Genomic DNA, 26,059 nt, shown 5'->3' on the forward strand with positions numbered 1-26,059 from the left:
CGGCGGTGCCAGGCCTTCGCTGTCATCGGGCTCAGCGCCTCAGAAAACGCACTAAACTCGCATGGGTGATCACAGGTGAAATCAAGTCCCAAGTAGACAAAGTCTGGAATACGTTCTGGAGCGGCGGTATCTCCAACCCGCTGGAAGTCATCGAACAGATCACGTACCTTCTGTTCCTTAAGCGCCTGGACGAGAACCACACGCGGGCAGAGAAACAGGCCAACATCTTGGGCGAGCCTATCGAGAACGCGGTCTTCCCCGAAGGTGTCGACCCTCAGGGCCGCTCCTACTCGGACCTCCGCTGGTCCAAGTTCAAGGACTTTGGGCAGGACGAAATGTTCACGGTCTTCCAGCAGAGCGTCTTCCCGTTCCTTCGTACTGAGCTGACCAAGCAGTCAAACGGCGAAGACTCCACGTACAGCCACCACATGAAGGATGCACAGTTCAAGATTCCGAACGCGGGTGTCTTGAAGCAGGTGGTAGACGTTATCGACTCCATCAACATGGAGGGTCGCGACACCAAGGGCGATCTCTACGAGTACATGCTCTCGAAGCTGGCTTCGGCGGGTACCAACGGTCAGTTCCGAACCCCCAGGCACATCATCGACCTCATGGTCGCGATGACAGCGCCCCAGCCACTCGAAGCCATCTGCGACCCAGCCGCCGGTACCTGCGGCTTCCTGGTACAGGCGGGCGAGTATCTCCGTAGGAACAACGCCAACCTCCTCACCAACGATGAGACGAGCAAGTTCTTCCACCACGAGCAGTTCCATGGCTTCGACTTCGACTCCACCATGCTCCGCATCGGTTCAATGAACATGCTCCTCCACGGTGTCGAGAACCCGGACGTCTCCTACCGCGATTCACTTGCCGACCTGCACTCTGTCGAGGAAGAAAAGTACAACGTTATCCTCGCCAACCCGCCGTTCGCCGGCAGCTTGGACTACGAGAATGTGTCCAAGGAGTTGCTGAGCGTCGTCAAGACGAAGAAGACGGAACTCCTCTTCCTGGCACTGTTCATCAAGCTGCTCAAGCCGGGCGGACGAGCTGCCGTTATCGTCCCTGACGGCGTCCTGTTCGGCTCCACCGGCGCGCACAAGTCCCTCCGCAGGACGCTGGTCGAGGGGCACAAGCTCGACGCCGTGGTCAAACTCCCGTCCGGGGTCTTCAAGCCCTACGCCGGCGTGTCCACCGCCATCCTCTTCTTCACCAAGACAAACTCCGGCGGCACGGACAACGTCTGGTTCTACGACGTAAAGTCCGACGGCTTCAGCCTCGACGATAAGCGCACCCCGCTCGGCTCTTCCGACCTTGAGGACGTCCTCTCGCGTTGGAATCAGCGCACGACGGCGGAACTTGAGCGGGCGCGCACGGACCAGTCTTTCTGTGTTCCAGTTTCGGAGATCGAGGCGAACGACTACGACCTGTCCCTCAACAGGTACAAGGAGATCGAGTACCAAGAGGTCGAGCATGCTGCGCCCGAGGAGATCTTGGCTGCGCTTGATGAGCTCGAGGCCGAGATCACGCAGGGCATGCACGAGCTGCGGGAGCTGCTGAAGTGACCTCTACTTTGGTGACAGCAAGAAAAACTCGCGAGTTCTGGAGACATGCCAGCCTTGGTGAACACGTGGATATCCTGTCCGGATTCGCCTTCGATTCAAAGCTCTTCTCCGACTCGAAGGGCGTGCCCCTTATCCGCATCCGGGATGTCGTCCGGGGACGAACTGAGACCCGATACACAGGTAACTACGACAGCCGGTTCGTCGCGCAAACAGGCGACTTACTCATCGGCATGGACGGCGATTTCAACCGCGCATTGTGGTCCAGTGAACCCGCGCTCCTTAACCAGCGAGTCTGTAAGGTCACGGCCAACGCCAAATCCTTGGATCAGGGCTACCTTTACCACTTTCTCCCTGGGGCTTTGCTCGACATCTGGCAACAAACACCCTTTGCAACCGTCAAGCATCTGTCAGTAAGGGGAATCCGCGCTATCTCGATCCCCCTTCCGCCTCTGGAAGAGCAGCGGCGAATCGCGGCGATTTTGGACAAGGCCGACGAGCTCCGCGCCAAGCGCCGCCAAGCCATCGCCCGCCTAGACGCACTCACTCAATCGATCTTCCACTCCATGTTCGGCGATACGGTCTCTAATAGCCTCAACTGGCCAGTCAAAGCCTTCGGCCGGGTCACTACGAGCCGCCTGGGCAAGATGCTGGACAAGAAGGCCCAGACTGGAAAGCATGGCTTTAAGTATCTGCGCAATGCCAACGTGCAATGGTTTCAGATCAATACGGATGATCTGCTCGAGATGGACTTTAGCCCCTCAGACCAAATCGAGTTCGCACTTCGCAGAGGAGACATCCTGGTGTGTGAAGGTGGGGAACCGGGCCGAGCAGCCATTTGGAAAGACCAGGCAACCGACTGTTACTTCCAGAAAGCACTTCACCGTGTGCGACCGAATCCTGATGATTTAGATCCTCAATACATAGTTCACCTGCTCTGGGCTCTGGCTCATGGCGGCGGCCTCAAAGACCATGTGACGGTTGCTACGATCGCACACCTAACCGGTGAGAAGCTCAAGCGAATGCACATTCCAGTTCCCCCGCTAGAACTGCAGCAGACCTTCGCAAACCGAATTGCCGCCGTCGAGCGTTTGAAGGAAACCCACCGCAAGCACCTTGCGGAATTGGACGCGCTCTTCGCTTCGCTCCAAAGCCGCGCGTTCAAAGGAGAACTTTAGTGACCGAATCAGCGGCTCAGGCGCCTTCGACCGAGGTACCGATTTGGCCAGCGCTCATCGTGCCGGTTCTCCAAGCTTTGTCTGGTGGACAGACGCTCCACCGGAAGGAGCTCTTCCATCAAGCGGCGGATCAAGCCGGCCTGTCGGAGGGTGCTCGCGAGGAGACCCTGAACTCGGGCGGACTACGTTACGAGCAACGTATGGGCTGGGTCCTAAGCCACCTGACACGGGCAAGCTGGATCGACCGTCCCGTGAAGGGATACTACTGCATCACCGATACCGGCAGGCAGTGGCTTCTTGATAATCCTCAGGGGATCAATTACAGCCAAGCACACACGATCTTTGCACAGTATTGGCCGAAAGCCGACGGTCCAGCCGCACCCACGCAGGTTGCGCAAGAGACCGGCCTCGCGGCAACGGAAGAACTGGAACCAGTGGAGCAGATCGAGGACGCGATAAATCGCATCCAAGACGAAGTGGGAGCATCGCTCCTTCGACGGCTTCACGAAGGACATCCGGACTTCTTCGAAGACGCTGTAGTGAAGCTGCTGCTAAAGATGGGATACGGGGGTGCTGAGCAACGGGGTCGACGTATCGGTGGCACCGGTGACGGTGGCGTTGACGGGGTTATCGACCAAGATGCGCTCGGCTTGGATCGCGTCTACATTCAAGCCAAGCGATATAGTCCGGACAACGCCGTTGGACGCGAAGCGATCCAAGCATTCGTAGGTGCGCTCCATGGCTTCTCTGCTTCCAAGGGCGTCTTCATCACCACGAGTAGGTTTTCTCAAGGTGCGAAGGACTATGCAGGGAGCGTCGGCACCCGCACAATCCTGATTGACGGCGCCCGCCTAGTCAGTCTCATGATCAAATACCGGGTCGGAGTACAAGTGAAGCAGAGCTACGATGTCGTGGAACTGGACGAGGACTTCTTCGAGTAGCAATGGAGGCGGCCGAGGAATACGTTGACCTCACTTCGTGGACCCCTGCGGAAGACGAACCCGCAGGTGAGAACGAAAAGACGTGGTTCATAGCGCCCGACGGAACCAGATGGATTTTCAAGCGCAACCGTCCGCAGAGAAGCCCCAATGAGCACTCTTCTGAGTTTGTTGCGAGTAAAGTGGCGGCGCTCCTTGGGATTCCCGCCGCGGAGATTCGCCTGGCTACGATCTCGGGTGAGCTGGGCTGCATATCCAGGGACGTAAGGTCGCACCCTCGACATCAACTGAACTCGGCGTCGTTATTCATCGCGGAGTATGCAAACGACTTCGACCCTCGAGCACGGGGCGGTGTGGGGCATTCCTTGGACACTATCCAGCGGGTCTTGGGCGGCGTCTCACCACCCATCGGTCACGAGAATGATGGACTCACGGCTACCGATTGGTTCGCCGGGTACTTGGTTTTCGACGCCCTGATCGGCAACCAGGACAGGCACAGCGAAAATTGGAGTCTGGAGCTGGATCTCAAAGGGACCTACCACCTGGCACCCTCTTATGATCATGCGACCAGCTTGGGCATCGTGCAACGTAACGTCGAAAAGCTTGGGCGCCTGCTCGACGACTCAGACGGCCTGCAATCATTTGTCATGCGAGCGCGGGGAACACGCTTTGAGGGGCAGACCAGGACGAGCTTGGTGGATGTCGCTGCAGGCTTCTGTGATACCACCGGCCTCCACCTAGGGATAAACTGGGGCCGAAAGGTTGAGAAGATCGATCTGCTCAAAGTCGAAGAAATCGTCGCGTCCTCAAAAATGTCGGCGCCCAACGATAGGTTGGCAATTGAAGTTGTTCGACTGAATAAGGAAAGGCTGATGAGATGTCTACTTCCGTGATGGATCTACGGCCTGCGGCTGTCCAACACGGAGCCCCAGCACTGCTCATCGCTTGGCAGCACCCTGAGACACGACGTTACCGACTTCTTGGTCGCGCCATCGCGACCTCCCGCGGGTACGAATTCTCCTACTTCCCCTCCGCTTTGATGGCTGAGGACTTCCAACCCATACCAGGATTCTCGGATACAAACCGGACGTACTCGTCGGCGGTGCTTTTCCCTCTGCTTTCAGGGCGCATCATGAGCTACTCACGGCCAGACCGTAAAGAATGGCTGGACAAGCTTGATCTGCCCGTGGACGCAGCGCCTTTTGAAGTTCTGGCCCACTCTTTTGGAAAACGCACTTCGGACACCTATGAGTTCTTCGAAGAACCGTCAGTTGACCTCGTTCGGGGCACTCTGACCTTTACTGTTCCCGTACACGGCCTTCGATACATGTCGGAGGACGCTCTGCGGCATGTGGATATTGCGGTTTCAAAAGGGCAAGAGTTAGACACCGTACGGGAGCCCGAGAATCACAACGATCCTCGGGCTGTGGGCCTTTGGTCCAACGGACATAAAATCGGGTTCGTTCCGGCACCTGTCTTGGACTACGTCGACATGATGCGCGCCCCAGGACATTTCTCGGCGCGGGTGATCCGAAAAAATCCAAAGTCTGATGGAGCGCACCTGCGCGTCATTGTCGAGCTTCGGTGGACACAAGCGCGGTAGGTCCAAACTGACTCGCGGCAAGTACCTGTCCGAGCTGGATGCGCTCTTCGCTTCGCTCCAAAGCGGCGCGTTCAAGGGCGAGCTCTAAAAAGGGGCGCAGCCCACAGTAACCTGTCGCCGTACGGCAACAAATGCTAAAGTCGGCGTACGGCGTCATTTGCAAGAGTTGCCGTACGGCGACAGGAGCTGCTGATGCGTACAGTCCGTGAGGCCGGACCCCTGATCCGGGAACTCAGGGAAGAGCGAGCATGGTCCCAGGCAGAGTTGGCCCGGCGAGCCAGCGTCTCACGCAGCTTCATCATCGACCTCGAATCCGGCAAGGCTACTGTTGAGACGTCGAAATTCATGGATGCCTTCCAGGCCCTCGGTTTCGAAATCGCCATACGCGACAGCGAAACGGGAGCAGTGCGGTGGTGAATTCTCGCGCGTCGGCCCGCTCACCGGAAATAAAGAGCAAATAGTCACAACCCCGTGATTGACTACTTCCAGGACAACGGAGCAACGGATCGGAGACGGCTGCATGGGGGCAGTTACCAGCAACTTTGGGTTCATGCTGGGCGAGTGGCCCGAGTTGGCGAAACAAGCACGCCGGGCCGAACAATTCGCCCGGGTCGATCCTCGCGCATCCGTGTTCTACGCCCGCTACACCATCGAACGCATTGTTGAGTGGCTTTACCAAGTAGAGCCAGGTTTGGTTACCCCCTACAAAGATGACCTCAATGCCTTACTGAACGAGCCCACGTTCAAGAATCTTGTGGGCGCTCCAATTGCCAACAAGCTCACGATCATCCGCAAAGCCGGCAACAATGCGGTTCACAACTCCGTTGGCCCCACCATCCAAGGCGCTGAGCTCGTGCTTCGCGAACTGCACCACGTTTGCTATTGGCTCGCCAGGAATTACGCCAAAACCGGTAGCCAGCTGCCGCCGTCGTTAATTTTCGACGCCTCGGCCCTGACCCCAAAACCTAAGACTCCGGTCCAACAGCAGTCGCCCGAAGAACTCCAAGCACTCGAAAGTCAGCTCAAAGCAAAGGACGAGGCGCTTGCACAGGCAGCTGCCGACTCCGCTGACCTCAAGGCCCAGCTGGAGATTCTGCAGGCCGAAGTTGCCGAGGCCAAGAAGCAGAACCAGACGGTCCCCGACCACCATGACTATGACGAGGCCCTGACCCGCAGGCACCTCATCGATCTGGAACTCCACGAGGCGGGCTGGCCGCTCAGCAACACAGAAGACCGCGAATTCAAGGTCGACACCATGCCCACGGCAAGCGGCACGCTCAGTGGCGTCGGCTACGTGGATTACGTGCTGTGGGGCGCTGACGGACTGCCTCTGGCGGTGGTCGAAGCGAAGCGGACCACCAAAGATCCCCATGTTGGAAAGCAACAGGCCAAGCTGTACGCCGACTGCCTGGAGCGTCGATACGGCCGGCGCCCCATCATCTACTACACCTCCGGTTACGAGACTTGGATGTGGGACGACACCATGTACCCGGAACGCGCGGTGCAGGGATTCCACACGAGAGATCAACTGCAACTACTGGTCAACCGCAGACAGAGCCGAAAGCCCCTGGCTGAACAGGCAATTGACAACTCGATCGTCGAACGCCCCTACCAGCACAACGCCATCCGGGCCGTCACGGAAGCTTACGAGAAGGACTTCGAGCGCAAGGCGCTTGTAGTCATGGCGACAGGCACGGGCAAGACGCGCACCGTCGTCGCACTCGCCAAGCTCCTGCAGGAAGCCAACTGGGCCAAACGCGTTCTATTCCTCGCCGACCGGGTTGCCTTGGTCAAGCAAGCGGCCAATGCGTTCAAGGCCCACCTGCCCGGTTCCAGTCCCGTCATTCTCGGCTCGGGCGAAGAAGCAGACAGCCGCATCCACGTGGCGACATATCCGACCATGATGAACCTCATCAACAGGACCGAGGGAAAGCTCGGACAGCGAACCTTTGGCATTGGCCACTACGACCTCATCATCGTCGATGAAGCCCACCGGTCCGTCTACCAAAAGTACAGGGCAATTTTCCAGTACTTCGATTCGCTCCTCATCGGGCTGACGGCCACGCCACAGTCGGAGGTGGACCGCAACACTTACAGCCTCTTCGGCATCGAGGACAACGTTCCGACGTTTGCTTATGAACTCAGCGAAGCCATCGAGGCCGGATATCTCGTGCCGCCGCGTGTTGTTCCGGTTCCGCTGAAGTTTCCCGATCAAGGTATCTCTTACGAGGACCTTTCTGAAGCTGCCAAAGAAGAGTGGGACGAGCTCGAGTGGGATGAAGACGGCGAAATCCCGGATTCCGTGGACGCCACCGCGATCAACACTTGGCTCTTCAACGCCGACACAGTGGACAAGGCGTTGGAAGTCCTTATGACCCGCGGCCACAAAGTTGCCGGCGGGGATCGCTTGGGCAAAACCATGATCTTCGCAAAGAACAACAGGCACGCGGAGTACATTGCTGAACGCTTTGACAAGAACTACCCGGCTTACAAGGGCCAGTTTGCTCGCGTCATCACCTATCAGGTGAACTACGCCCAGAATCTCATCGACGAATTCTCGACCACCGAGAGCAACCCCCACATCGCCATTTCAGTAGACATGCTGGACACAGGCGTAGACGTGCCGGACGTCGTCAACCTTGTCTTTTTCAAGATGGTCAGGTCCAAGACCAAGTTCTGGCAAATGGTGGGCCGCGGTACGCGCCTGCGCCCGGAACTGTACGGGCCGGGCGAGGACAAGAAGGACTTCTTCATCTTCGACCTCTGCCGCAATGCCGAATTTTTCAATGCAGGCATGCCCAGCAACGAAGGATCGCTGGGCAAATCACTTGCGGAGACAACGTTTGCTGCACGCGTCCGGCTCCTCCAAACATTTGCTGACCTTCAATGGGATCCTCAAGCGCCAGTCGTTACCGACCTTCGACAAACCCTGAAACACACAGTTGACCGGCTTCCGCTGGACAACTTCCTCGTCAAGCCAGCGCGCAAATGGGTGGACAGGTTCACCGAGGAAACAGCGTGGACTTCCTTGGCGGCCGAGGACTTCCAGGCTTTGCAAACCGAGATCGCCAAGCTCGCTTCCATTGGCGCGCCCGCGGACACGGAAGAGGCCAAGCGCTTTGACTATCTGATGCTCCAGACAGAATTGGCGTCCCTGCAGCAATCGGCGGTTGGGCCGTTCCGGATAAAGATCCAAGCAATAGCCTCCGCCCTGCAAGACCAGCAGAGCATCCCGGCCATCGCCGCTCAACTGCCATTGCTGGAAACAATCCTCCACGACGAGGAATGGCAATCTGTTTCCTTGGAGTGGCTGGAGGAAATCCGTCGGCGGCTCCGGGGATTGGTCCATCTCATCGAAAAGCGGAAACGCAAGGTGGTCTACACAAACTTCCAGGACGAGCTCGGCGTGCTTGAGGAAGTTGAACTGGTGGGTGCAACGAACGGCTTCGTGGACCTCCCCCGTTATAAAGAGAAAATGCGTTCGTACTTGGCACAATACGAGGAGCACGCAACCATCCAACGGCTGCGACGCAACAAGCAACTGACCGAGTTGGACCTCGAAGAGCTAGAACGCATACTCCTGGAAAGCGGCTTGGGTTCGCTCGAAGACTTGAATCGCGCCGCCAACGATGGGCTCGGCCTTTTTGTCCGTTCCCTGGTTGGTTTGGACCGCGAAGCCGTCGAGGAAGCGTTGTCAGAGTTTGTGGCCGGTACGACGCTCACGGCCCAGCAGCTGAACTTCCTCAACGTACTGACCACTCATCTGATGGAAAACGGAAAAGTCAGCCCAAAAGCCTTGTTCAACTCTCCATACAACGAGCTGGCCCCGTCCGGCCCGGATGTGCTGTTCGGCGATGAGAAAATTGGGCAGCTGATCAGCATTCTTCGCTCCATCGAGAACCATGCGAAGGTGAGCTGAACGGCAGTGGCGATTGCCGCCGTCGTTCACCAAACCGTGAAGCGGTTCTTTCAGCGTTGACAGTGCCTTGTGACCCGTGCCATATTCAAAGCGTGAACCTGTCAGACAGCCGGACAGCTGGACAACCCGAGTTTCCGGGCAATGCCGCTGCGCACACCCCGATCTCCCGCATTTCCGCAGCTGAAGCGGTCTTCGCGGCCCTAAGGCGTGCCATCGAGGGCGGCCAGTTCGACGTCGGCACCAAGTTGAGCTCCGAGGCGACGCTCGCCGCCCAGTACGGTGTGAGCCGCTCAGTCATCCGGGAGGCCTTGAGGTCCTGCAACACCTTGGGCCTGACCATGACCAAAACCGGCAAGGGCACGTTCATTGTGGCCAACAAGGTCGCTAACGACCTTACCTTGGGACAGTACAGCGCACGCGATCTTAACGAAGCACGTCCCCACATCGAGATCCCGGCCGCCGGGCTCGCGGCTCAACGGAGGACCGACGAGGAACTCGAGCACCTTAAGGACATCGTCCAGGAAATGCTCAACGAGACCGACCCCGAAGCCTGGGTGAACCTGGACGCCACGTTCCACTCCGCCGTCGCCCGCGCCAGCGGAAACCGGGTGTTCGCCAGCGTTGTCTCAGACATCCGCGAGGCTTTGGCCCACCAGTCCGAAACCCTCAACCTTGTGGCGGACCGGCAGCACCGCTCCGACGAGGAACACCTCGCAGTGCTCAACGCTATCGAAGCCGGCGACTCCGAAGCCGCCAGCAAGGCAATGGCCGACCACCTTCAGGCCGTCAGCGTCGCCCTGGACACGATCCTCAGCAAATGACCCACCCAAAGGACACCATGACCGTCCCAGCAGCACCGGCCCATCAGGCCGAGGCGCGGAATGCGCCCAACCACGTTCCGCTCGTCGAGGTAACCCGCGACGGGTTGGTGGAGAGCATCCATTACGGCTCGCTGGTCGCCTTGAACGAAGACGGCAGCACAGCAGCATCAGCAGGTGAGCCGGATGCGCCGATGTACCCGCGTTCAAGCCTGAAGCCGCTCCAGGCGGTTGCACTCCTTAAAGCCGGCTTGGACATTTCGGAGAACCTTCTGGCACTCACGGCAGCAAGCCACTCGGGGGCAGAAATGCACCGCAGCGGCGCCCAGGAAATCCTGAAGCTGCATGGCCTTACCGAAAAGGACCTGGCCAACAGCACCGACCTTCCGTACGGGGTGAAGGAGCGCGAGGAATGGCTTCGCGCCGGCAACGGTCCCACCCAGATCGCGCAGAACTGTTCAGGTAAGCACGCGTCCATGACCGCCGTTTGCGTCATCAATGGCTGGCCTGTGGAGGGGTACTTGCACCCGGAGCACCCCCTGCAGGTCCTGGTCCGCGACACCATTACCGAACTCACCGGCGAGGAAGCCGCGGCGGTCAGCACTGACGGCTGCGGAACACCGCTTTTTGCCCACTCGCTGCACGGAATGGCCCGGGCGTACGGTCGTCTGGCCGCCGCGGACGCGGACACCAACGAGGGCAAGGTGGCGCACGCCATGCGCCGTTTCCCGGAGATGGTCGCCGGTGAAGGCCGCGATGTCACGGCTTTGATGCGCGCCGTCCCGGGGCTGCTTGCGAAGGACGGCTTTGAAGGCCTCCAGCTGGTGGGACTCCCCGACGGTACGGGCGTCGCCGTGAAGATTTCCGACGGCGGTGACCGCGCCCGCATGCCCGTCACCGTTGAGGTCCTCCGCCACTTGGGTGTCGACGGCGGCAGCTTGGACACGCTTCAAAGCCCACCTGTACTGGGCGGCGGCCTTCCGGTCGGCGAACTCCGTGCGGCCCAAATTTTCAGCAACTAAACCAAGGACAGCTATGACCACCGTCGATCAGGCGATCCCCCTCCGCTCCGAACACGACCTTCTGGGTGACCGCAATGTACCCGCGGACGCCTACTGGGGCGTCCATACCCTCCGCGCCATCGAGAACTTCCCCATCACGGGGCAGCCGCTCTCCACCAACAAGCACCTTGTCAGGGGCCTGGCCGCTGTGAAGCAAGCCGCAGCCCGCACCAACCACGAGCTCGGACTCCTGGACGCCGAGCGCGCAGGGGCCATTGATCAAGCCTGCCAGGACATCATGGACGGCATGCTGCAGGACCAGTTCATGGTGGACGTGATCCAGGGCGGCGCCGGCACCAGCTCCAACATGAATGCCAACGAGGTCATCGCCAACCGTGCGCTGGAAATTCTGGGCCACCCCAAGGGTGACTACTCCAAGCTGCACCCGAATGACCACGTCAACCTGAGCCAGTCCACCAACGACGTCTACCCAACGGCGGTGAACCTGGCCACGATCTTCTCGGTCAAGGAACTGCTGGAGGCCCTGGAGGAACTCGAGGTGGCCTTCGCCGAAAAGGGCCGTGAGTTCCGGACCGTGGTGAAGATGGGCCGCACCCAGCTTCAGGATGCAGTCCCCATGACGTTGGGCCAGGAGTTCGGCGGCTACGCCGTCACCATCGGCGAGGACCGGGCCCGCCTGGACGAGTCGCACATGCTCATCCACGAGATCAACCTGGGGGCAACCGCCATCGGAACGGGCTTGAACGCCCCGGCCGGCTACGCGGACGCTGCATGTCGCCACCTGGCAGAGATCACCGGCCTTCCTTTGCTCACGGCCGCGGACCTGATCGAGGCCACCCAGGATGTCGGCGCTTTCGTGCACCTCTCAGGTGTGCTCAAGCGTGTGGCTGTGAAGCTTTCCAAGATTTGCAACGACCTCCGCTTGCTGTCCTCGGGACCGCGTGCGGGTTTGGGCGAGATCAACCTTCCGGCTGTGCAGTCGGGTTCGTCGATCATGCCCGGCAAGATCAATCCGGTGATCCCGGAAGTGGTCAGCCAAGTGGCATACGAGGTCATCGGCAACGATGTAACCGTCACCATGGCCGCGGAGGCGGGCCAGCTTCAGCTGAACGCCTTCGAGCCGATCATTGTGCACAGCCTGCACAAGAGCATTTCCCACCTGGAAGCAGCGTGCCGCACCCTTACGGCCCGCTGTGTCCGGGGCATCACCGCAAACACCGAACGGCTACGGCTTACCGTGGAGCAGTCGATCGGCCTTGTCACGGCATTGAACCCCCATATCGGTTACGCCTCCGCCACTGCTATTGCGCAGGAGGCACTGGCAACGGGCAAGGGCGTTGCAGAGCTCGTTCTGGAACATGGTCTGCTGACCGCGTCCCAGCTCGAAGAACTGCTCAGCCCTGAACGTCTGGCGAATCTGAGCAAATAGGCTCAAACTGGCCAATAACCCAGCGGCTTCCGCCAGCCGTTACGCCCCATGAGGCATACCCCCACGCGGCACTGTCCAGCGAGCCCGGATCCCGAACCGGGCACTCCCATGGACACCCCAACAGGACACCCCTAAGGATTCCAATGACCAACCCCATCACGGACCACACGGTCCCGGCCCAAGCGCATGCCACGGAGAAATCCCTCCACAAGGAGGACTCCGGCTACCACAAGGACCTGAAGCCGCGCCAGATCCAAATGATCGCGATCGGTGGCGCCATCGGCACCGGCCTGTTCCTGGGCGCCGGCGGCCGGCTCAACGCAGCTGGCCCGTCCCTCGTCATCGCCTACGCAGTCTGCGGCTTTTTCGCCTTCCTGATCCTTCGCGCACTCGGTGAACTCGTTCTGCACCGCCCGTCGTCGGGATCCTTCGTCTCCTACGCCCGTGAGTTCTATGGTGAGAAGGCAGCCTTCGTCTCAGGCTGGTTCTACTGGATCAACTGGGCCACCACCACGATTGTGGACATCACGGCGGCCGCGCTGTACATGAACTTCTTCGGAAAGTACGTCCCGTGGATGGGCGCCGTTCCGCAGTGGGCCTGGGCCCTGATCGCGTTGGTCGTTGTTCTGAGCCTCAACCTTGTGTCGGTGAAGGTCTTCGGCGAAATGGAGTTCTGGTTCGCGCTGATCAAGGTGGCCGCCCTGGTGGCCTTCCTCCTGGTTGGCACCTACTTCGTCATCTTCGGTACCCCTGTTGATGGCCAGACGGTCGGTTTCAGCCTCATTTCCGATAACGGCGGCATCTTCCCGAACGGCATCCTGCCAATGATCATCCTCATGCAGGGTGTGCTGTTCGCTTACGCTTCCATCGAGCTCGTGGGTACCGCTGCCGGTGAAACGCCCAACCCTGAGAAGATCATGCCCAAGGCCATCAACTCCGTGGTCTTCCGTATCGCAGTGTTCTACGTTGGCTCGGTCATCCTGCTCGCCCTGCTTCTCCCGTACACCTCGTACCAGAAGGGCGTCAGCCCGTTCGTGACGTTCTTCGGTTCCATCGGTGTCCAGGGCGTGGATGTCATCATGAACCTCGTGGTCCTCACCGCTGCCCTGTCGTCACTGAACGCCGGGCTCTACTCCACGGGCCGCATCCTTCGCTCCATGTCGGTGGCCGGTTCGGCCCCTAAGTTCGCACAGCGCATGAACAAGGCAGGCGTTCCTTACGGCGGCATCGCCATCACCGCCGGTGTCTCGCTCCTCGGTGTTCCGCTGAACTACCTCGTCCCGTCCGACGCCTTCGAAATCGTCCTTAACGTTGCCTCCGTGGGCATCATCGTCACCTGGGCCACCATCGTCCTGTGCCAGATGCAACTGAAACGCTGGTCCGACAAGGGCTGGGTGAAGCGCCCGTCCTTCCGGCTTTTCGGAGCTCCGTACACGGGTTGGCTGTCCTTGGTCTTCCTGGCCGGCGTGCTGGTCATGGTGTTCATCGAGTCGCCGCTCACCATGCTGGTCACCGCAATCGCCTGTGGCCTCATGGTCTGGGGCTGGTTCCTGTGCCGCAAGCAGATCCATGAGCTTGCCGCCACCCGCGATGGTTACACCGGCAGCGCCCCGGTTATCGCCAACCGCCCCCTTCCGGGCGGCGACAGGTAACAAACGCCAACTCACGACGGCGGCACCCGGTTCCGTACCTGCGGAACCCAGGTGCCGCCGTCGTAGGTTAACGCCCTTCGCGGCGTAAGCAGACATCCGATCATTGGTGGCTACTATTGGTCCATGGCTGTCACAGATGAGGCGATCGGCAAGATCAAGGACATGCTGATCCGTGGGGAACTCAAAGCCGGCGATCGACTTCCGCCGGAAAAGGAACTGAGCGAAAGGCTTGGTCTTTCAAGGAGTTCGCTGCGCGAAGCGGTGAAGGCCCTCGAACTGATCCGCGTGCTGGACGTCCGCCGCGGCGATGGAACCTACGTGACCAGCCTCGACGCCAAACTCCTCAACGAGGCCGTGGCGTTCGTGGTGGACCTGCACCAGGACCGGTCCATCCTTGAGCTCTTCGAGGTCCGACGAATCCTTGAACCGGCCACCGCACACTTGGCAGCCGGGAAAATCACCGCCGAAGATCTCAAGAGGCTTCGCGGCACCATGGATGGCATCGACGAGAACACGGACGTCGAGGAGCTCGTGGCCCACGACCTCGAATTCCACGGCATCATCACTGAAGCCGCGGGAAACGACTACCTCGGCAGCCTCCTCGAAGCCCTGTCGAGCAGCACGGTGCGGGCCAGGATCTGGCGGGGGCTGACCCAGGAGAAGGCTGTCGCCCACACCCTGTCCGAGCATCGGGCCATCACGGACGCTTTGGAGCGCGGTGATGCGGAATTGGTGCGGGCATTGGCCACCGTGCACATCAGCGGCGTGGAGAACTGGTTGCGCCAGGCGCTCTAACCGCCGGACTGGGTGTCACCGCCAACGGCCGCCAGGGCGTCCCACAGCTCTTCGGGAACAGACTCCTCCATCCGCGCGGCGTTCGAGGCAACCTGTTCGGGAGAGGTCGCCCCGGCCGTCACGTTCACCACGGCCGGATGGCGCAGCGGGAACTGGAGCGCCGCCGTCGGAAGTTCCACCCCGAAGTCGCGACAGACTTCCGCCAGGCGTCGCGCCCGCTCCAACAGGTGCGTTGGTGCCTGATCGTAGTTGTAGTGCGCATCGTCCGGGACGTCGGGACGGGCCAGGAGGCCGGAGTTGTAGACGCCGACATTGACGACGCGGGTGCGGCGCTCCACACAGCGCTCAAGGAGCGGAACCGTGGGCTGCTCCAGCAGCGTGTATCGGCCAGCGAGCATGACGAGGTCCAGGTCGCCGGCCTCGACGCATTCCAATGCCGCCTCGGCCGAGTTAAGGCCAACGCCGATGGCTTTGACGACGCCTTCGGACCTTAGCTTTTCCAAAGCCGGCAGCCCCTGAGTTATCCCGGCCTGGAGATCGTGGACGTCGGCATCGTGGAGGTAGGCGATATCCACGTGGGTGAGGCCAAGCCGGTCCAGCGAATCCTCGATGCTGCGGCGAATCCCCGCCTCGGAGAAGTCCCACACGCGCTTGGCGGTAGCTGGAACGTCGAAGCCCTCCGGATCCTGTCCACCGGCTGCGTTCGGCTCGAGCAGCCGGCCCACCTTGGTGGAAATCACGAAGTCGTCCCTCGGCTTGTCCCGGAGGACCGCGCCCAACCGTTGCTCCGAGAGGCCCAAGCCGTAGTGCGGAGCCGTATCGAAGTAGCGGATGCCCGCGTCCCAAGCGGCGAGAACGGTTGCAAGGGCTTCCCCGTCCGGGATGGCCCGGTACAGGTTACCGATGCCCGCCCCGCCGAAGCCAAGCTTGCCGAGGTTCAGTGGTGTCAAGGCAACTCCCATACTTTGTGGATACCCAATCCTCCCCCGGGCAAACCGCTAAGCGCGATCCACCCGCTCACCGGGCTTCAGGAACAGCTCGAGCACCGGAACCGCGACGTCGGGCCGCTGGACCGGGAGTTTGACGGTCAACGTTCCGGGAGGCTGGCCGCCAGGGGTCAAATTCATTGCCTGCTGCTGGGGATCGACTTCGCGGAGGAACACCTCGGAGGCGTCGTTCAGCAACTGCGCATACTCGACCTTGCCGGCCAGGCCCGGGAGATGGACGTACTCGAACGGCCACGCGAACAGGTGCACGTAGAGCCGGTCACCGCGCTGCGTGTAGCGGGCATCCGGCGGGGGTGTGAATGCCGAGGCCCCGGCGCCGTAGATGGAACGCGAGTGCAACGTCATCCACTGGCCAATTCCTTCCAGCGAGGCCAATGCCCGGGGATCGATGGTGCCCCTGCCTGTCGGGCCGACGTTCAGGAGCAGGTTGCCGCCCTTGGACACACCGTCAACGAGCATCCGGATGAGCATGTCCACGGACTTGTAGTCGAGGTTGTCGCGGTCGTAGCCCCAGCTGCCGTTGAGGGTCTGGCACGCCTCCCAGGTGACAGGGACGCCGTCGAGCATCATGGGGCCGGCGGGCTGGTACTGTTCCGGCGTGATGAAGTCTCCCGGGATATCCAGCCGGTCATTGACGATGATTCCGGGCTGCAACTCCCGCACCATGGCCAGCAGGGCCTCGGAATCCCAGTCCTTCCGGCCTTTGCCGCCCCAGAACTCCTCCTGCCCGAGCCCTGCGTAGGAAAAGTCGAAAAACAGGTAGTCGATAGTGCCGTAGTTGCTCAGGAGCTCCCTCACTTGGCCATGCAGGTACTCCCGGTAGCGGGCCATGTCCCGTCCGCTGTTCAAACTCTCGACGTCGGGTGCGTTGCGTTGCGGGTGCACCCCGTCGATGGTGAAGTCCGGGTGGTGCCAATCGATGAGCGAGTGGTAGAAACCGACCTTCAGTCCCTCGGCCCTGAGCGCTTCGACGTACGGGGTGATCAGGTCCCGACCGGCGGGCGTGTTGGTGGCCTTGTACTCGGTCAGCGCCGAGTCCCATAAGCAAAAGCCGTCATGGTGCTTGGTGGTGAGGACCACGTACTTCATACCCGCGGAACGGGCGGCACGGGCCCACTCACGGGGATCGTAAAGATCCGGATCAAAGCGCCGGAAGTACTGTTCATAGGCTTCAACACTGATTTCCTCCCGGTTCATCACCCACTCATGCCGGGCAGGGAGCGCATAGAGTCCCCAGTGCACGAACATCCCCAAACGGGCCTCTTCAAACCATGGTGCGTGCTGGATCAACGGGTTTCCTTCCATGCAGGGCTGTTCGGAACGCTGAGTATCACGGTGCTCATGCGGCTCCTGAGGTGCGTCCGGATTCCCACCGACACTAAACATCTGATGTATTACTTGTCAACGGGTCACATTTCCGAAGCAAGGGCGACGACTTCACACTAGAGTTCGGATGTTAGTCCCGAACGCACGGAGGAAGCCATGACCTTGAAATTCGCCAGGCTGGGTACGGCCGGAAACGAACAACCGGCAGTCATCGCCCAGGACGCCGACGGAACCGAGAAATACTTCAGCCTCACGGCTCTGACCAACGACATCGACGGCGGTTTCCTCGCCTCGGACGGCATCGCACGCACCCGTGAGGCCCTGGACAAAGGCGAACTCCCCGAAATCTCCGCGGTGGGCCTTCGCATCGGCGCACCCGTGGCCCGGCCCGGTGCCGTGGTGGCCATCGGCCTGAACTACACCGCCCACGCAGCCGAATCCGGTGCAACTCCGCCCGAGGTACCCGTGGTGTTCCTCAAGCCGAGCAACACCATAGTCGGCCCTTTCGACGCTGCCCCCATCCCGCCGTCGTCGGAAAAGTACGACTACGAAGTGGAACTGGCAGTCGTGATCGGCCAAGAAGCGTCATACCTTTCCTCCCTCGAAGAGGCGGAAGACTGCATCGCAGGCTACGCCGTAGCCAATGATCTCTCCGAGCGCGAATACCAAATCCCGGGCGCGGCCGGACAATGGACCAAGGGCAAATCCTTGCCTGCTTCCACTCCCCTGGGCCCGTGGCTGGTACCCGCCTCCGACATCGACCCGGACAACCTTCGCCTCCAGACCCTGGTCAACGGCGAATCCCGCCAGGACTCCAGCACCTCGGACATGATCTTCGACCCCGCCACGATTGTCCACCACCTCAGCCAGTACATGGTCCTTGAACCCGGTGATGTCATCATCACGGGAACGCCGGAAGGGGTGGCCATGTCCGGCCGGTTCCCGTTCATCCAGCCCGGTGACGTGGTGGAGGTGGAAATTGAGGGCCTGGGACGCCAGCGCCAGGAGTACTTCCGGGCCACGGCACGCAGCACCCCAGGAGTGCGGTTGCATCCCGTTTCGTAACGCAACGGGGGCGCAACCTTCGGCAGCAGTGATTCGCCTATGCTCAACTCCAAGGCATCAACGGCGATCCACCGAGGAGTTATGAGCATGACGAACTGGCGCATCAGGGACTTCCACTCGTCCGATCTGGACGGCATCCTGCACCTCTGGGAGTCGCTCAAAGCTGACGGTGTTGAACCTGTGTACGCACTGTCCGAGGTCCTCGCCTCCTGCGAAAAGGACCACGCAGTGGTTGCGGTGCAGGGCGAGCAGGTGGTGGGTGCCGCCGTCGGACGCGCCGCCCACGACCAAGGCTGGATCGTTTTCCTCGCCACCCTGACCGAGTTCCGCGGCCGTGGCATCGGCACCTCGCTGCTGTCCGCCGTCGAAAACCGCATGGCCCCGCACGGGCTCAACAAGCTCTCCGCACTGATGCCGGAAACGGAAACGCGCGTCGAGGCGTTCCTGGGCCGCGGCTTCGTCGTCAAGAAGAACCTGCGCTACTTCGAACGGACCATCCCGGTGCAACGCCAGGAACTCGGCGCGCTCGGGCTGCTTGGCGGGCGCATCTTGGCCCGTGATCTCTGGGAGAACGTCGCAGGCATGCGGCGGGAGAAGGAACTCCTGGAGCGCCGGCTGGTGCTGCCGTTGGCCGAAGCAGACCTCGCCGACGAATACGGCGTCGTTCCGCCGCGCGCAGTGGTGCTGTTCGGTCCGCCGGGCACCGGCAAGACTACCTTCGCCAAGGCCATCGCCTCCCGGCTGGAGTGGCCGTTCGTGGAAGTCTTCCCCTCCCGTTTGGCCTCCGACCCCAAAGGCCTGGCCGGGGCACTGCGCGAAACGTTCCTGGAAATCGCCGAGCTCGAGCACGCGGTCGTGTTCATCGACGAGGTCGAAGAGATCGCCTCCCAGCGCGCAGGCGATCCGCCTTCGCCGTTGCAGGGCGTTACCAACGAGCTCCTCAAAATCATCCCGGCCTTCCGCGAACAACCCGGCCGCCTCCTGGTGTGCGCCACCAACTTCATCCGCGCCCTGGACACCGCGTTCCTGCGCCACGGCCGGTTCGACTACGTCATCCCCATCGGCCTGCCGGACGTCCACGCCCGCGAAGCCATGTGGCAACGCTTCATCCCAGCCACGGTGGTGGATTCGGTGGACATTTCTTTGTTGGTGTCGAGGACGGAGGGGTTCTCGCCCGCGGACATCGAGTTCGCTGCCCGCAGCGCCTCCCAGCGCGCCCTGGAAAAAGCCGTGTACGACGACGGCACAGCTTCGGGTGGGGCGAACGGACGGAAAGGACCTGTCACGCAGGACTACCTCGACGCAATCGCCGACACCCGCACTACCGTCAGCGCCGAGGTCCACCAGGACTTCCTCGAAGACATCGACGCCCTGGGCCGCGTCTAGGCCGAGCCACCCGCTGAGTTCGTGGGAACGGTAATCTTTGAGCCATGTCCACAAACCCACTTCGCCATGCCCTGTCCACCATGGGCGGCCGCGATCCCCACGAGAAACACCGCACAGCCACACCGCTTGAGCTGTTTTTCGACCTGACATTTGTGATCGCCTTCGGTGTTGCCGGCAACCAGTTCGCACATGCCGTCGCCGAGGCGCATTTCGGCGCCGGCCTGCTGGGTTTCAGCTTCGCGATGTTCGCCGTGATTTGGGCCTGGATCAACTTCACCTGGTTCGCCAGCGCCTACGACACGGATGACTGGGTGTTCCGCGTGGTCACCATGGTGCAAATGGTGGGCGTCTTGATCCTGGCCATGGGTATCGAACCGATGTTCCACTCGATTGTCGACCGGGATCACGTCGACAACGTGGCCATCCTTATCGGCTACATCATCATGCGCGTGGCCTTGATCTTCCAATGGCTGCGCGCTGCCCGCCAAGACCCGGAACGCCGCGAGACATGCCTCCGTTACGCGAAGTACTTGGCGGTTGTCCAGGTCGGCTGGGTCCTTGCCCTGGTGATCGAGACCGATGTCCTCACCACGTTCCTGATGGCTGCCCCCCTCTTTGTTCTGGAGATGGCGACGCCCTACTTCGCCGAACGCAAGATCCGTACACCCTGGCACGCCCACCACATCGCGGAAAGGTACGGGCTCCTGGCCATCATTGCCTTGGGAGAGTGCTTGATCGGGGCCATCGAAACCCTGCGCGCCATCGTCGCCACCCACGGCTGGTCGGTGGATGCTGCGCTGGTTGGTTTCAGCGGTACCGGGTTGGCGTTCGCCATGTGGTGGATCTACTTCATCCTCCCTGCAGGCCCTGCCCTTCATCTGCAGCGGCACCGCTCCTGGGTCTTCGGCTACGGGCACATGATCATTTTCGCGGCCATCGCGGCCACCGGCGCAGGGCTCCATATTGCGGCCTACTTCATCGACCACGAAGCCCAGGTCCCGGCGGCCGGAGCCGTGGCATCGATTGCCATCCCGATCATCCTTTTCAAGGTTTCACTCACCACGCTCTACAGCATCATGCTCGGCCGTGACCGCGACCTACTGGTGAGCACGGCCGTAGTAGTCCTTGCCTTGGCGGGAAGCATTGCCATGGCCGCAGCTGGGGCTTCCGTGCCTCTGTGCATGCTGGAAATGATGGCGGTGCTGGGCCTGTCCATCGCGTTCGACGAACGACGCGGGCACAAGGGCCGGGCCGCTGCACTTCGGCGGCTTGAAGCGGCCGCGGGCTGACGTGTTGCGGGGCCTGCTCTGCACCCAAAATCGCCTTCATAGGGTGCAGAGCGGGCCCCGCAACGCGTCAAGTAAGCCTATTCCGGAACGATGTCGTCCAGTTCCTGAAGCAAGTGCGGGTTGATCCGCTGCAGGATCAACTCCACTTCTTCCCGGGGAACGGCCGTGTACAGGACCGGACGGGCATCGGCGTACCGGGTTGCAGGCGGTTTGTCGGGCCACTTTTCCGCGAGCGCCCTGACCCGTTCAGGCAACGAGTTGTGGGCGTTGTCGGCGATTTTCACCAACGTGGCGTCGTGGTCCTCCGCTACGAAGCGTATGCCGGCGTCGTAATCGTCCGGATTGTCGTGGAAGCGGCGGGTGACGCGTTCGATGATGTCCACGGCACGCTCGGACACCCCCATGTCCAGCAGGGCTTGCCTGGTGATGGGGGTGTCCTCGGCGATGTCGTGAAGGTAGCCGGCGATCTGGATGTCCTCGTCAAAATCCGCGAGCGCGTCGCCAACGGCCAGGACATGCTCGCGATACGGGCGCTTGAGCTTGTCCTTCTGCCGGTTGTGGGCCACCTCTGCCAGGACTTGGGCGGTCTCTACAGTGAAGCGTGATTCGGTCATGTTGGCCTTCGGATGGGTGCGGCGCCGATGAGGCTCGGCCCTGTCTTCAGGCTATCTGCTTCCCCGCAGTGACAACACCGGAGGGCCCGCGTCAGTCCTGCACGGCCCGCGCCGCGATGGCAACGGTGACGGCCCTGGGCAAGCGCTGCGCGAAACCGGCCGCGATGCGGTTGGCCCAGCCGGAAACCACGCTTCCGGGTGTGCCCTTGCGGTCAAGTGCCTTGAGGGCGGTTCCAACGACCTGTTCGGAGGACTGCATGCGGCCTGCTGCTGCGGACTGGCTTCCCACGACGTCGAAGAACTCCGTGCTGGTCGCCCCGGGGCACAGGGCAAGCACGTTGAGCCCGGAATCCTTGGTTTCATGGGCAACGGCTTCCGTGAAACTGAGCACGAACGCTTTGGTGGCTCCGTACACTGCCATGCCGGGGATGGGCTGGAACGCGGCCGTGCTGGCCACGTTGACCAAGGCCCCGGTTCCGGAGGTGAGCAAGCCGGGAAGGAAGGACCGGGTGATATCAACAAGCGCAGCCACGTTGAGGGCTATTTCGGAGGCAATGACATCCGGCTCTTCCTCGACGAATGGCGAGTGGGTTCCGAAGCCTGCGTTGTTGATGAGCGTGTCCACGGTGATCCCACGGCTGCTGACTTCCTCGAAAAGTTCTTTGCCAACGCCGGGGCGGCCCAGGTCCATGGGCAGCACCGTGACGGTGACGCCGTGCTTGGAGCGGAGCTCCTTTGCCAGCTCCTCCATCCGGTCCGCACGTCGCGCGACCAGGACGAGGCCAGCACCCCGGGCAGCAAACTGTCGGGCGAACTCGGCGCCGAGTCCTGAGCTTGCGCCCGTGATGAGCGCCGTGGTGCCGGAGTAGGTCATGGTCATGGTGGGTTCCGATCGATTGGATGGGCAACTGAAGTAGTCGGCGTCTACATGGTAGGCAGTGCCTACTTTGTTGTCAATGACTACTTTCATTTAGACTTGAAGCATGACCCAGCAGCCCTATCATCACGGAAAGCTCCGCGAGGCCCTGCTGGAGCGCGCCATGGAATCCATCGAGGACGTTGGTGTGGATGGCCTATCCCTGCGCCAGTTGGCGCGGGAGATGAACGTCAGCCACGGCGCGCCGGCCAAGCATTTCCGCGATAAACAGGCCCTGATCGATGCCCTGGCCCTGGCCGGCTTTGAATTGATGAACAGCCTCATCCGTAACGCCTCTGAGTCGGGCGCCGGGCTTCGGAGCCGTTTCGTCGGCGTCGGGAAGGCGTACGTGGAGTTCGCTGTTGCCCACCCCGCCCTCCTGACCGTCATGTACTCCAGCAAGCACCATCCGGATTCCAGCGCCGAACTGAGGAGCACGGCCGAACAGGGAATCCATGTCGCCCAAGCCATGATCGTCGAAGGGCAGAACGCCGGAGAGTTGGCCGAAGGCGACCCCGGGACGTTAGCAATGGTGTGCTTCGTCAGCCTGCACGGAGCGGCCGTTCTTGCCGCGGGGAATCACCTGGACGGCACTACCGTGGATGACATCGTCAATGCCACCACGGACACACTGTGGGCCGGAATGGCAGCCGGCGTGCACGCAGCGAAGCTCACTCCGTAGCTTTACGCGGCGCGTCCCTCGATCGCCTGGCGCACGGCTGAACTCAACAGGAAGTTGCGGCAGCCCACTCCCCCAGGCTCGGCCTGCTGCGGCACGTATCCAAAGCCGAGTTCATACACAGGGTCCGCGAACCCCAGAGATGCGCTGGCGCCGTCGTGCCCGAAAGCGCGGTAACTGCCGAACGGCATCCGGGTGTGCGACTTCATGAAAACAGTGGCAAAGCAACCAGTCTCCCCAAACACGCGGTCGATGCCGAACACCTGCTCAGCTGTCACCGTACGGATGGTTTCCTCTGTCAGGAAGGGTCCGACGGCGGGCTGGCCGCCACCCGCTGCGGCGTCACCGTCCACAGCCAAACCGGTCAGCGCGGCAGCATAAATTCTGGCCATACCATCGGCGCTCGCGACACCCGCCGCGGAGCTCAGCCCCGCGGCCCGCACTTCCGGTATGTTCGGCAGGTCCAGAATGTCGCCCACGGCAGAATTCGCCGCCAGGCCGAAGTGGCTGGCGGGATCCACCCAGGGCCACGACGGATCCGCGGCCCATCGGAAACGCGCAAACCTGGCGTCGTCGGCTTCCGGCAGACCCAAGTAGAAGTCCGCACCCGCAAGAGACCGGATTCGCTGCTCGAAGACCTGCTGCAGCGTGGAACCGGTGATGCGACGGCACAGCTCTTCCATGAAGATTCCGATGGTGAGAGCGTGGTAGCCGAAGGCCGCCCCTGGCTTCCATAACGGAGCAAGCGCTGCCAGCTTGGCCGCGGCGAGTTCAGAGTTGTTAACCTCCTCCAGAGTCAGTCCGCCTTCCACCCCCAGGAGCCCGGCCTGGTGGGACAGCAGCTGCGCGACGGTGATGGACCCCTTGCCTTGCGCACCAAACTCGGGCCAGTACTTGACCACCTCCGCGTCGAGATCAAGCACGCCATCCTGCACCAGCAACGCGATCACCAATCCTGCCATGCCTTTTGAACAGGAGAAGACTCCGGTGACAGAATCAGGACGGATGCGCGGACCGCCGCTGAGGTCCAGCACCTTAACGCCCCGATGGTAGGCCGCCACCTGCGCGGAATACTCGGGATCCTGGTCGAGGAAACGAGCGAAGAGCTCGGCAACTGGTTCGAAACCGGGGGCGATCACTTGTGAGTGCATCCAGACAGCCTACTGGGACGTCGTTTCAGCCTGTGGGAGTTTTCCACACCCACGGCTCCCGGGGCAGCCGCTCCGGGTCGAAAAACGGGAGCGCGTCCTCCAACGGCCCCGCCGGGAGACCGAGTGATTCGAGGATCAGGTTCCGGACACGTTTGGCAGGAATTCCGACGGCGGCGAGGTCTCCCAGCGTCACCGCGCCGTCGCGCTTGGCCAGCCTCACGCCGTCGTGGTTTACCACCAACGGAACGTGGGCATATTCGGGTACCGGTGCGCCAAGCAGCGTGGCCAGGTACGCCTGGCGCGGGGTGGACGGGAGGAGGTCGTCGCCGCGGACCACTTGGTCGATTCCCTGCTCGGCGTCGTCCACCACAACGGCCAGGTTATAGGCGGTGACGCCATCGTTCCGGCGGAGGACGAAGTCGTCCACCATGCCCACGAATCTCCCGCTCAACTGGTCCTCAACAGCCCACTCCGCAACGTCCGACCGCAGGCGTATGGACGCCGGACGCGAGGCCCTGCGGATCTCCCGTTCAGCGTGCGACAGCTCCCGGCACGTCCCCGGATAAGCACCCTGCGGAGCATGCGGGGCCGAGGGAGCTTCCTGAATTTCGCGGCGGGTGCAGAAGCACTCATAGGTGCGACCTTCGGCAGTCAGCCGGGCGATCGCGTCATCGTAGAGAGCCGTACGCTCGGTCTGGCGTACGACGGCGGCGTCCCACCTTACGCCGATAGCCTCCAGATCGCGGAGCTGCTCAGCCTCCGCACCGGACCGCGCGCGGTCAAGGTCCTCGACGCGCAGCAGGAACTTCCGGGCAGTGGATTTCGCGAAGAGCCAGGCAAGGACCGCAGTACGAAGGTTGCCGACGTGCAGTTCGCCCGAAGGGCTCGGGGCGAAGCGTCCGGCGGAAGTCATACCCCAAGCCTATGCGGCGCCGGAAACGCAAGAGCCCCTCAGCTACCGCAACGATCCGGTGGCTCAGGGGCTCTTACTTGCTGCCCAAACGAACGGGCGAGTGGTGAATGACAATGCTGTGAACAAGAGTCAATCAGCGGCTGCTTCCTTGCGGGAAACCTGTACAGGGCTCCGGGTGGTGTTCCGGGTGCCTTGGCGCCGTGCCGGGATCAGCGGTAGCTTCTCCCTGCTTCGTTGCCACCATTTCAGCAGAAGGCATACAGTTGGAGCAACGGACAGTGACTTGATTGGTCGATTTGACCAGTCGGGCCAAGGATAAGACGGCAGGAAGTGGTCACTTTGCAGGAACTGGATGCGACGGACCGCCGAATCCTCGCCGCACTGGACGAAGACCCGAGGGTCCCCATCATGGTGCTTGCCCAAAAGTTGCACCTTGCCCGCGGGACCGTTCAGTCCCGACTTGAACGAATGAGCGCGTCCGGAGCCCTGCGAGCCAACAGCAGCCGCGTCCTTCCATCGGCGCTGGGTCGCGGAGTTGCAGCCGCGGTCAGTGCCGAACTCGACCAAAGCCACCTGAACGAAGCCATCGCCGCGCTCCGGAAGATCCCCGAAGTCCTGGAATGCCATGCGCCCGCAGGCGACACCGACCTCATCATCCGGGTTGTCGCCAAAAGCCCCGACGATCTGTACCGCGTTTCCGAGGAAATCCGGCTGTGTCCGGGGATTGTGCGCACCTCCACCAGCATGTTCCTCAGGGAAGTGATTCCGTACAGGACAACCGGCTTGTTGTCGGACTAGTC

At 61.6% G+C, this 26,059-nt stretch carries 24 protein-coding genes; 18 read left to right on the forward strand and 6 right to left on the reverse strand.

What is annotated here, in order from left to right:
• Nucleotides 1–65: 65 nt before the first annotated feature.
• From ABHM97_RS00550 to ABHM97_RS00605, 13 genes are all read left to right on the forward strand, one after another.
• Nucleotides 66–1,562: a type I restriction-modification system subunit M gene (locus ABHM97_RS00550; RefSeq protein ID WP_349469185.1), complete on the forward strand. Its 1,497-nt coding sequence runs from the start codon at nt 66–68 to the stop codon at nt 1,560–1,562.
• Nucleotides 1,559–2,737: a restriction endonuclease subunit S gene (locus ABHM97_RS00555; protein WP_349469187.1), complete on the forward strand. Its 1,179-nt coding sequence runs from the start codon at nt 1,559–1,561 to the stop codon at nt 2,735–2,737. Before ABHM97_RS00550 ends, ABHM97_RS00555 begins: the two co-directional genes overlap by 4 nt.
• The gene (locus tag ABHM97_RS00560) at nt 2,737–3,678 is read left to right on the forward strand and encodes a restriction endonuclease (protein WP_349469188.1); all 942 of its coding nucleotides are present in this window, start codon (nt 2,737–2,739) and stop codon (nt 3,676–3,678) included. Before ABHM97_RS00555 ends, ABHM97_RS00560 begins: the two co-directional genes overlap by 1 nt.
• Before the next feature lie 2 nt (nt 3,679–3,680).
• Nucleotides 3,681–4,568, forward strand: coding sequence for a HipA domain-containing protein (locus ABHM97_RS00565; protein WP_349469189.1), 888 nt, complete (start codon nt 3,681–3,683; stop codon nt 4,566–4,568).
• A gap of 239 nt (nt 4,569–4,807) precedes the next feature.
• Nucleotides 4,808–5,278, forward strand: a complete 471-nt coding sequence (locus tag ABHM97_RS21460; protein WP_502921240.1) for an HIRAN domain-containing protein — start codon at nt 4,808–4,810, stop codon at nt 5,276–5,278.
• The gene (locus ABHM97_RS00570) at nt 5,226–5,366 is read left to right on the forward strand and encodes a hypothetical protein (protein WP_349469190.1); all 141 of its coding nucleotides are present in this window, start codon (nt 5,226–5,228) and stop codon (nt 5,364–5,366) included. The genes ABHM97_RS21460 and ABHM97_RS00570 overlap by 53 nt, the downstream gene beginning before the upstream one ends.
• Nucleotides 5,367–5,470: 104 nt before the next feature.
• Complete coding sequence (locus tag ABHM97_RS00575; protein WP_349469191.1) at nt 5,471–5,695, forward strand: helix-turn-helix domain-containing protein; 225 nt, start codon at nt 5,471–5,473, stop codon at nt 5,693–5,695.
• A 103-nt stretch (nt 5,696–5,798) separates the two neighbouring features.
• Entirely contained in the window at nt 5,799–9,197 is a 3,399-nt protein-coding gene (locus ABHM97_RS00580; protein ID WP_349469192.1) for a DEAD/DEAH box helicase family protein, read from the forward strand.
• A 92-nt stretch (nt 9,198–9,289) separates the two neighbouring features.
• On the forward strand, nt 9,290–10,018 hold the full coding sequence (locus ABHM97_RS00585; RefSeq protein WP_257370818.1) for a FadR/GntR family transcriptional regulator: 729 nt from the start codon (nt 9,290–9,292) through the stop codon (nt 10,016–10,018).
• Nucleotides 10,015–11,037, forward strand: coding sequence for an asparaginase (locus ABHM97_RS00590; protein WP_349469193.1), 1,023 nt, complete (start codon nt 10,015–10,017; stop codon nt 11,035–11,037). Before ABHM97_RS00585 ends, ABHM97_RS00590 begins: the two co-directional genes overlap by 4 nt.
• A 13-nt stretch (nt 11,038–11,050) precedes the next feature.
• A complete protein-coding gene (locus tag ABHM97_RS00595; protein WP_235520989.1) occupies nt 11,051–12,466 on the forward strand; it encodes an aspartate ammonia-lyase in 1,416 nt (471 codons plus the stop codon).
• 143 nt (nt 12,467–12,609) lie between these two features.
• Nucleotides 12,610–14,118 carry an amino acid permease gene (locus tag ABHM97_RS00600; RefSeq protein WP_349469195.1) on the forward strand — a complete coding sequence of 503 codons (1,509 nt, stop codon included), beginning with the start codon at nt 12,610–12,612 and terminating at the stop codon, nt 14,116–14,118.
• Nucleotides 14,119–14,241: 123 nt separating this feature from the next.
• Nucleotides 14,242–14,913, forward strand: coding sequence for a FadR/GntR family transcriptional regulator (locus tag ABHM97_RS00605; protein ID WP_235520993.1), 672 nt, complete (start codon nt 14,242–14,244; stop codon nt 14,911–14,913).
• Here ABHM97_RS00605 and ABHM97_RS00610 read toward each other — a convergent pair.
• Nucleotides 14,910–15,875 (reverse strand): aldo/keto reductase, encoded by a 966-nt coding sequence (locus tag ABHM97_RS00610; protein ID WP_502921241.1) that lies wholly within the window; start codon nt 15,873–15,875, stop codon nt 14,910–14,912. The two genes, ABHM97_RS00605 and ABHM97_RS00610, sit on opposite strands and share 4 nt — an antisense overlap.
• A 36-nt stretch (nt 15,876–15,911) precedes the next feature.
• Complete coding sequence (locus tag ABHM97_RS00615) at nt 15,912–17,210, reverse strand: alpha-L-fucosidase (RefSeq protein ID WP_349469198.1); 1,299 nt, start codon at nt 17,208–17,210, stop codon at nt 15,912–15,914.
• Nucleotides 17,211–17,402: 192 nt separating this feature from the next.
• Here ABHM97_RS00615 and ABHM97_RS00620 point away from each other — a divergent pair, with 192 nt between their 5' ends.
• The 3 genes from ABHM97_RS00620 to ABHM97_RS00630 all read left to right on the forward strand — a co-directional run bounded on the left by ABHM97_RS00620 (nt 17,403) and on the right by ABHM97_RS00630 (nt 20,986).
• A complete protein-coding gene (locus ABHM97_RS00620) occupies nt 17,403–18,311 on the forward strand; it encodes a fumarylacetoacetate hydrolase family protein (protein WP_349469199.1) in 909 nt (302 codons plus the stop codon).
• Between the two features lie 87 nt (nt 18,312–18,398).
• A complete protein-coding gene (locus tag ABHM97_RS00625) occupies nt 18,399–19,697 on the forward strand; it encodes an ATP-binding protein (RefSeq protein WP_349469200.1) in 1,299 nt (432 codons plus the stop codon).
• Between the two features lie 44 nt (nt 19,698–19,741).
• Nucleotides 19,742–20,986, forward strand: coding sequence for a low temperature requirement protein A (locus ABHM97_RS00630; RefSeq protein ID WP_349469201.1), 1,245 nt, complete (start codon nt 19,742–19,744; stop codon nt 20,984–20,986).
• A gap of 77 nt (nt 20,987–21,063) precedes the next feature.
• Here the strand turns inward: ABHM97_RS00630 and ABHM97_RS00635 are convergent, their stop codons facing one another.
• On the reverse strand, nt 21,064–21,600 hold the full coding sequence (locus ABHM97_RS00635) for a phosphohydrolase (protein WP_349469202.1): 537 nt from the start codon (nt 21,598–21,600) through the stop codon (nt 21,064–21,066).
• Between the two features lie 91 nt (nt 21,601–21,691).
• Nucleotides 21,692–22,570 (reverse strand): SDR family NAD(P)-dependent oxidoreductase, encoded by an 879-nt coding sequence (locus ABHM97_RS00640; RefSeq protein WP_349469203.1) that lies wholly within the window; start codon nt 22,568–22,570, stop codon nt 21,692–21,694.
• A gap of 13 nt (nt 22,571–22,583) precedes the next feature.
• Here ABHM97_RS00640 and ABHM97_RS00645 point away from each other — a divergent pair, with 13 nt between their 5' ends.
• Nucleotides 22,584–23,198, forward strand: a complete 615-nt coding sequence (locus tag ABHM97_RS00645) for a TetR/AcrR family transcriptional regulator (protein WP_235521007.1) — start codon at nt 22,584–22,586, stop codon at nt 23,196–23,198.
• A 2-nt stretch (nt 23,199–23,200) separates the two neighbouring features.
• Here the strand turns inward: ABHM97_RS00645 and ABHM97_RS00650 are convergent, their stop codons facing one another.
• Both ABHM97_RS00650 and gluQRS read right to left on the reverse strand, forming a co-directional pair.
• A complete protein-coding gene (locus ABHM97_RS00650; RefSeq protein ID WP_349469204.1) occupies nt 23,201–24,346 on the reverse strand; it encodes a serine hydrolase domain-containing protein in 1,146 nt (381 codons plus the stop codon).
• Between the two features lie 25 nt (nt 24,347–24,371).
• Complete coding sequence (gene gluQRS / locus ABHM97_RS00655) at nt 24,372–25,259, reverse strand: tRNA glutamyl-Q(34) synthetase GluQRS (protein WP_235521011.1); 888 nt, start codon at nt 25,257–25,259, stop codon at nt 24,372–24,374.
• A gap of 339 nt (nt 25,260–25,598) precedes the next feature.
• Between gluQRS and ABHM97_RS00660 the strand changes: the two genes are divergently transcribed.
• Nucleotides 25,599–26,057, forward strand: a complete 459-nt coding sequence (locus tag ABHM97_RS00660; protein ID WP_284986767.1) for an Lrp/AsnC family transcriptional regulator — start codon at nt 25,599–25,601, stop codon at nt 26,055–26,057.
• Nucleotides 26,058–26,059 lie beyond the last annotated feature (2 nt).

It is taken from the genome of Paenarthrobacter sp. CAP02 (assembly GCF_040137855.1).
GTDB lineage: Bacteria > Actinomycetota > Actinomycetes > Actinomycetales > Micrococcaceae > Arthrobacter.

Coding starts and splice junctions, on each gene's coding strand:
- ABHM97_RS00565 (WP_349469189.1), top strand. CDS start 3,681: ATGGAGGCGGCCGAGGAATACGTTGACCTCACTTCGTGGACCCCTGCG.
- ABHM97_RS21460 (WP_502921240.1), top strand. CDS start 4,808: ATGAGCTACTCACGGCCAGACCGTAAAGAATGGCTGGACAAGCTTGAT.
- ABHM97_RS00570 (WP_349469190.1), top strand. CDS start 5,226: ATGGAGCGCACCTGCGCGTCATTGTCGAGCTTCGGTGGACACAAGCGC.
- ABHM97_RS00575 (WP_349469191.1), top strand. CDS start 5,471: ATGCGTACAGTCCGTGAGGCCGGACCCCTGATCCGGGAACTCAGGGAA.
- ABHM97_RS00580 (WP_349469192.1), top strand. CDS start 5,799: ATGGGGGCAGTTACCAGCAACTTTGGGTTCATGCTGGGCGAGTGGCCC.
- ABHM97_RS00590 (WP_349469193.1), top strand. CDS start 10,015: ATGACCCACCCAAAGGACACCATGACCGTCCCAGCAGCACCGGCCCAT.
- ABHM97_RS00595 (WP_235520989.1), top strand. CDS start 11,051: ATGACCACCGTCGATCAGGCGATCCCCCTCCGCTCCGAACACGACCTT.
- ABHM97_RS00600 (WP_349469195.1), top strand. CDS start 12,610: ATGACCAACCCCATCACGGACCACACGGTCCCGGCCCAAGCGCATGCC.
- ABHM97_RS00605 (WP_235520993.1), top strand. CDS start 14,242: ATGGCTGTCACAGATGAGGCGATCGGCAAGATCAAGGACATGCTGATC.
- ABHM97_RS00610 (WP_502921241.1), bottom strand. CDS start 15,875: ATGGGAGTTGCCTTGACACCACTGAACCTCGGCAAGCTTGGCTTCGGC.
- ABHM97_RS00620 (WP_349469199.1), top strand. CDS start 17,403: ATGACCTTGAAATTCGCCAGGCTGGGTACGGCCGGAAACGAACAACCG.
- ABHM97_RS00625 (WP_349469200.1), top strand. CDS start 18,399: ATGACGAACTGGCGCATCAGGGACTTCCACTCGTCCGATCTGGACGGC.
- ABHM97_RS00630 (WP_349469201.1), top strand. CDS start 19,742: ATGTCCACAAACCCACTTCGCCATGCCCTGTCCACCATGGGCGGCCGC.
- ABHM97_RS00635 (WP_349469202.1), bottom strand. CDS start 21,600: ATGACCGAATCACGCTTCACTGTAGAGACCGCCCAAGTCCTGGCAGAG.
- ABHM97_RS00640 (WP_349469203.1), bottom strand. CDS start 22,570: ATGAAAGTAGTCATTGACAACAAAGTAGGCACTGCCTACCATGTAGAC.
- ABHM97_RS00645 (WP_235521007.1), top strand. CDS start 22,584: ATGACCCAGCAGCCCTATCATCACGGAAAGCTCCGCGAGGCCCTGCTG.
- ABHM97_RS00650 (WP_349469204.1), bottom strand. CDS start 24,346: ATGCACTCACAAGTGATCGCCCCCGGTTTCGAACCAGTTGCCGAGCTC.
- gluQRS (WP_235521011.1), bottom strand. CDS start 25,259: ATGACTTCCGCCGGACGCTTCGCCCCGAGCCCTTCGGGCGAACTGCAC.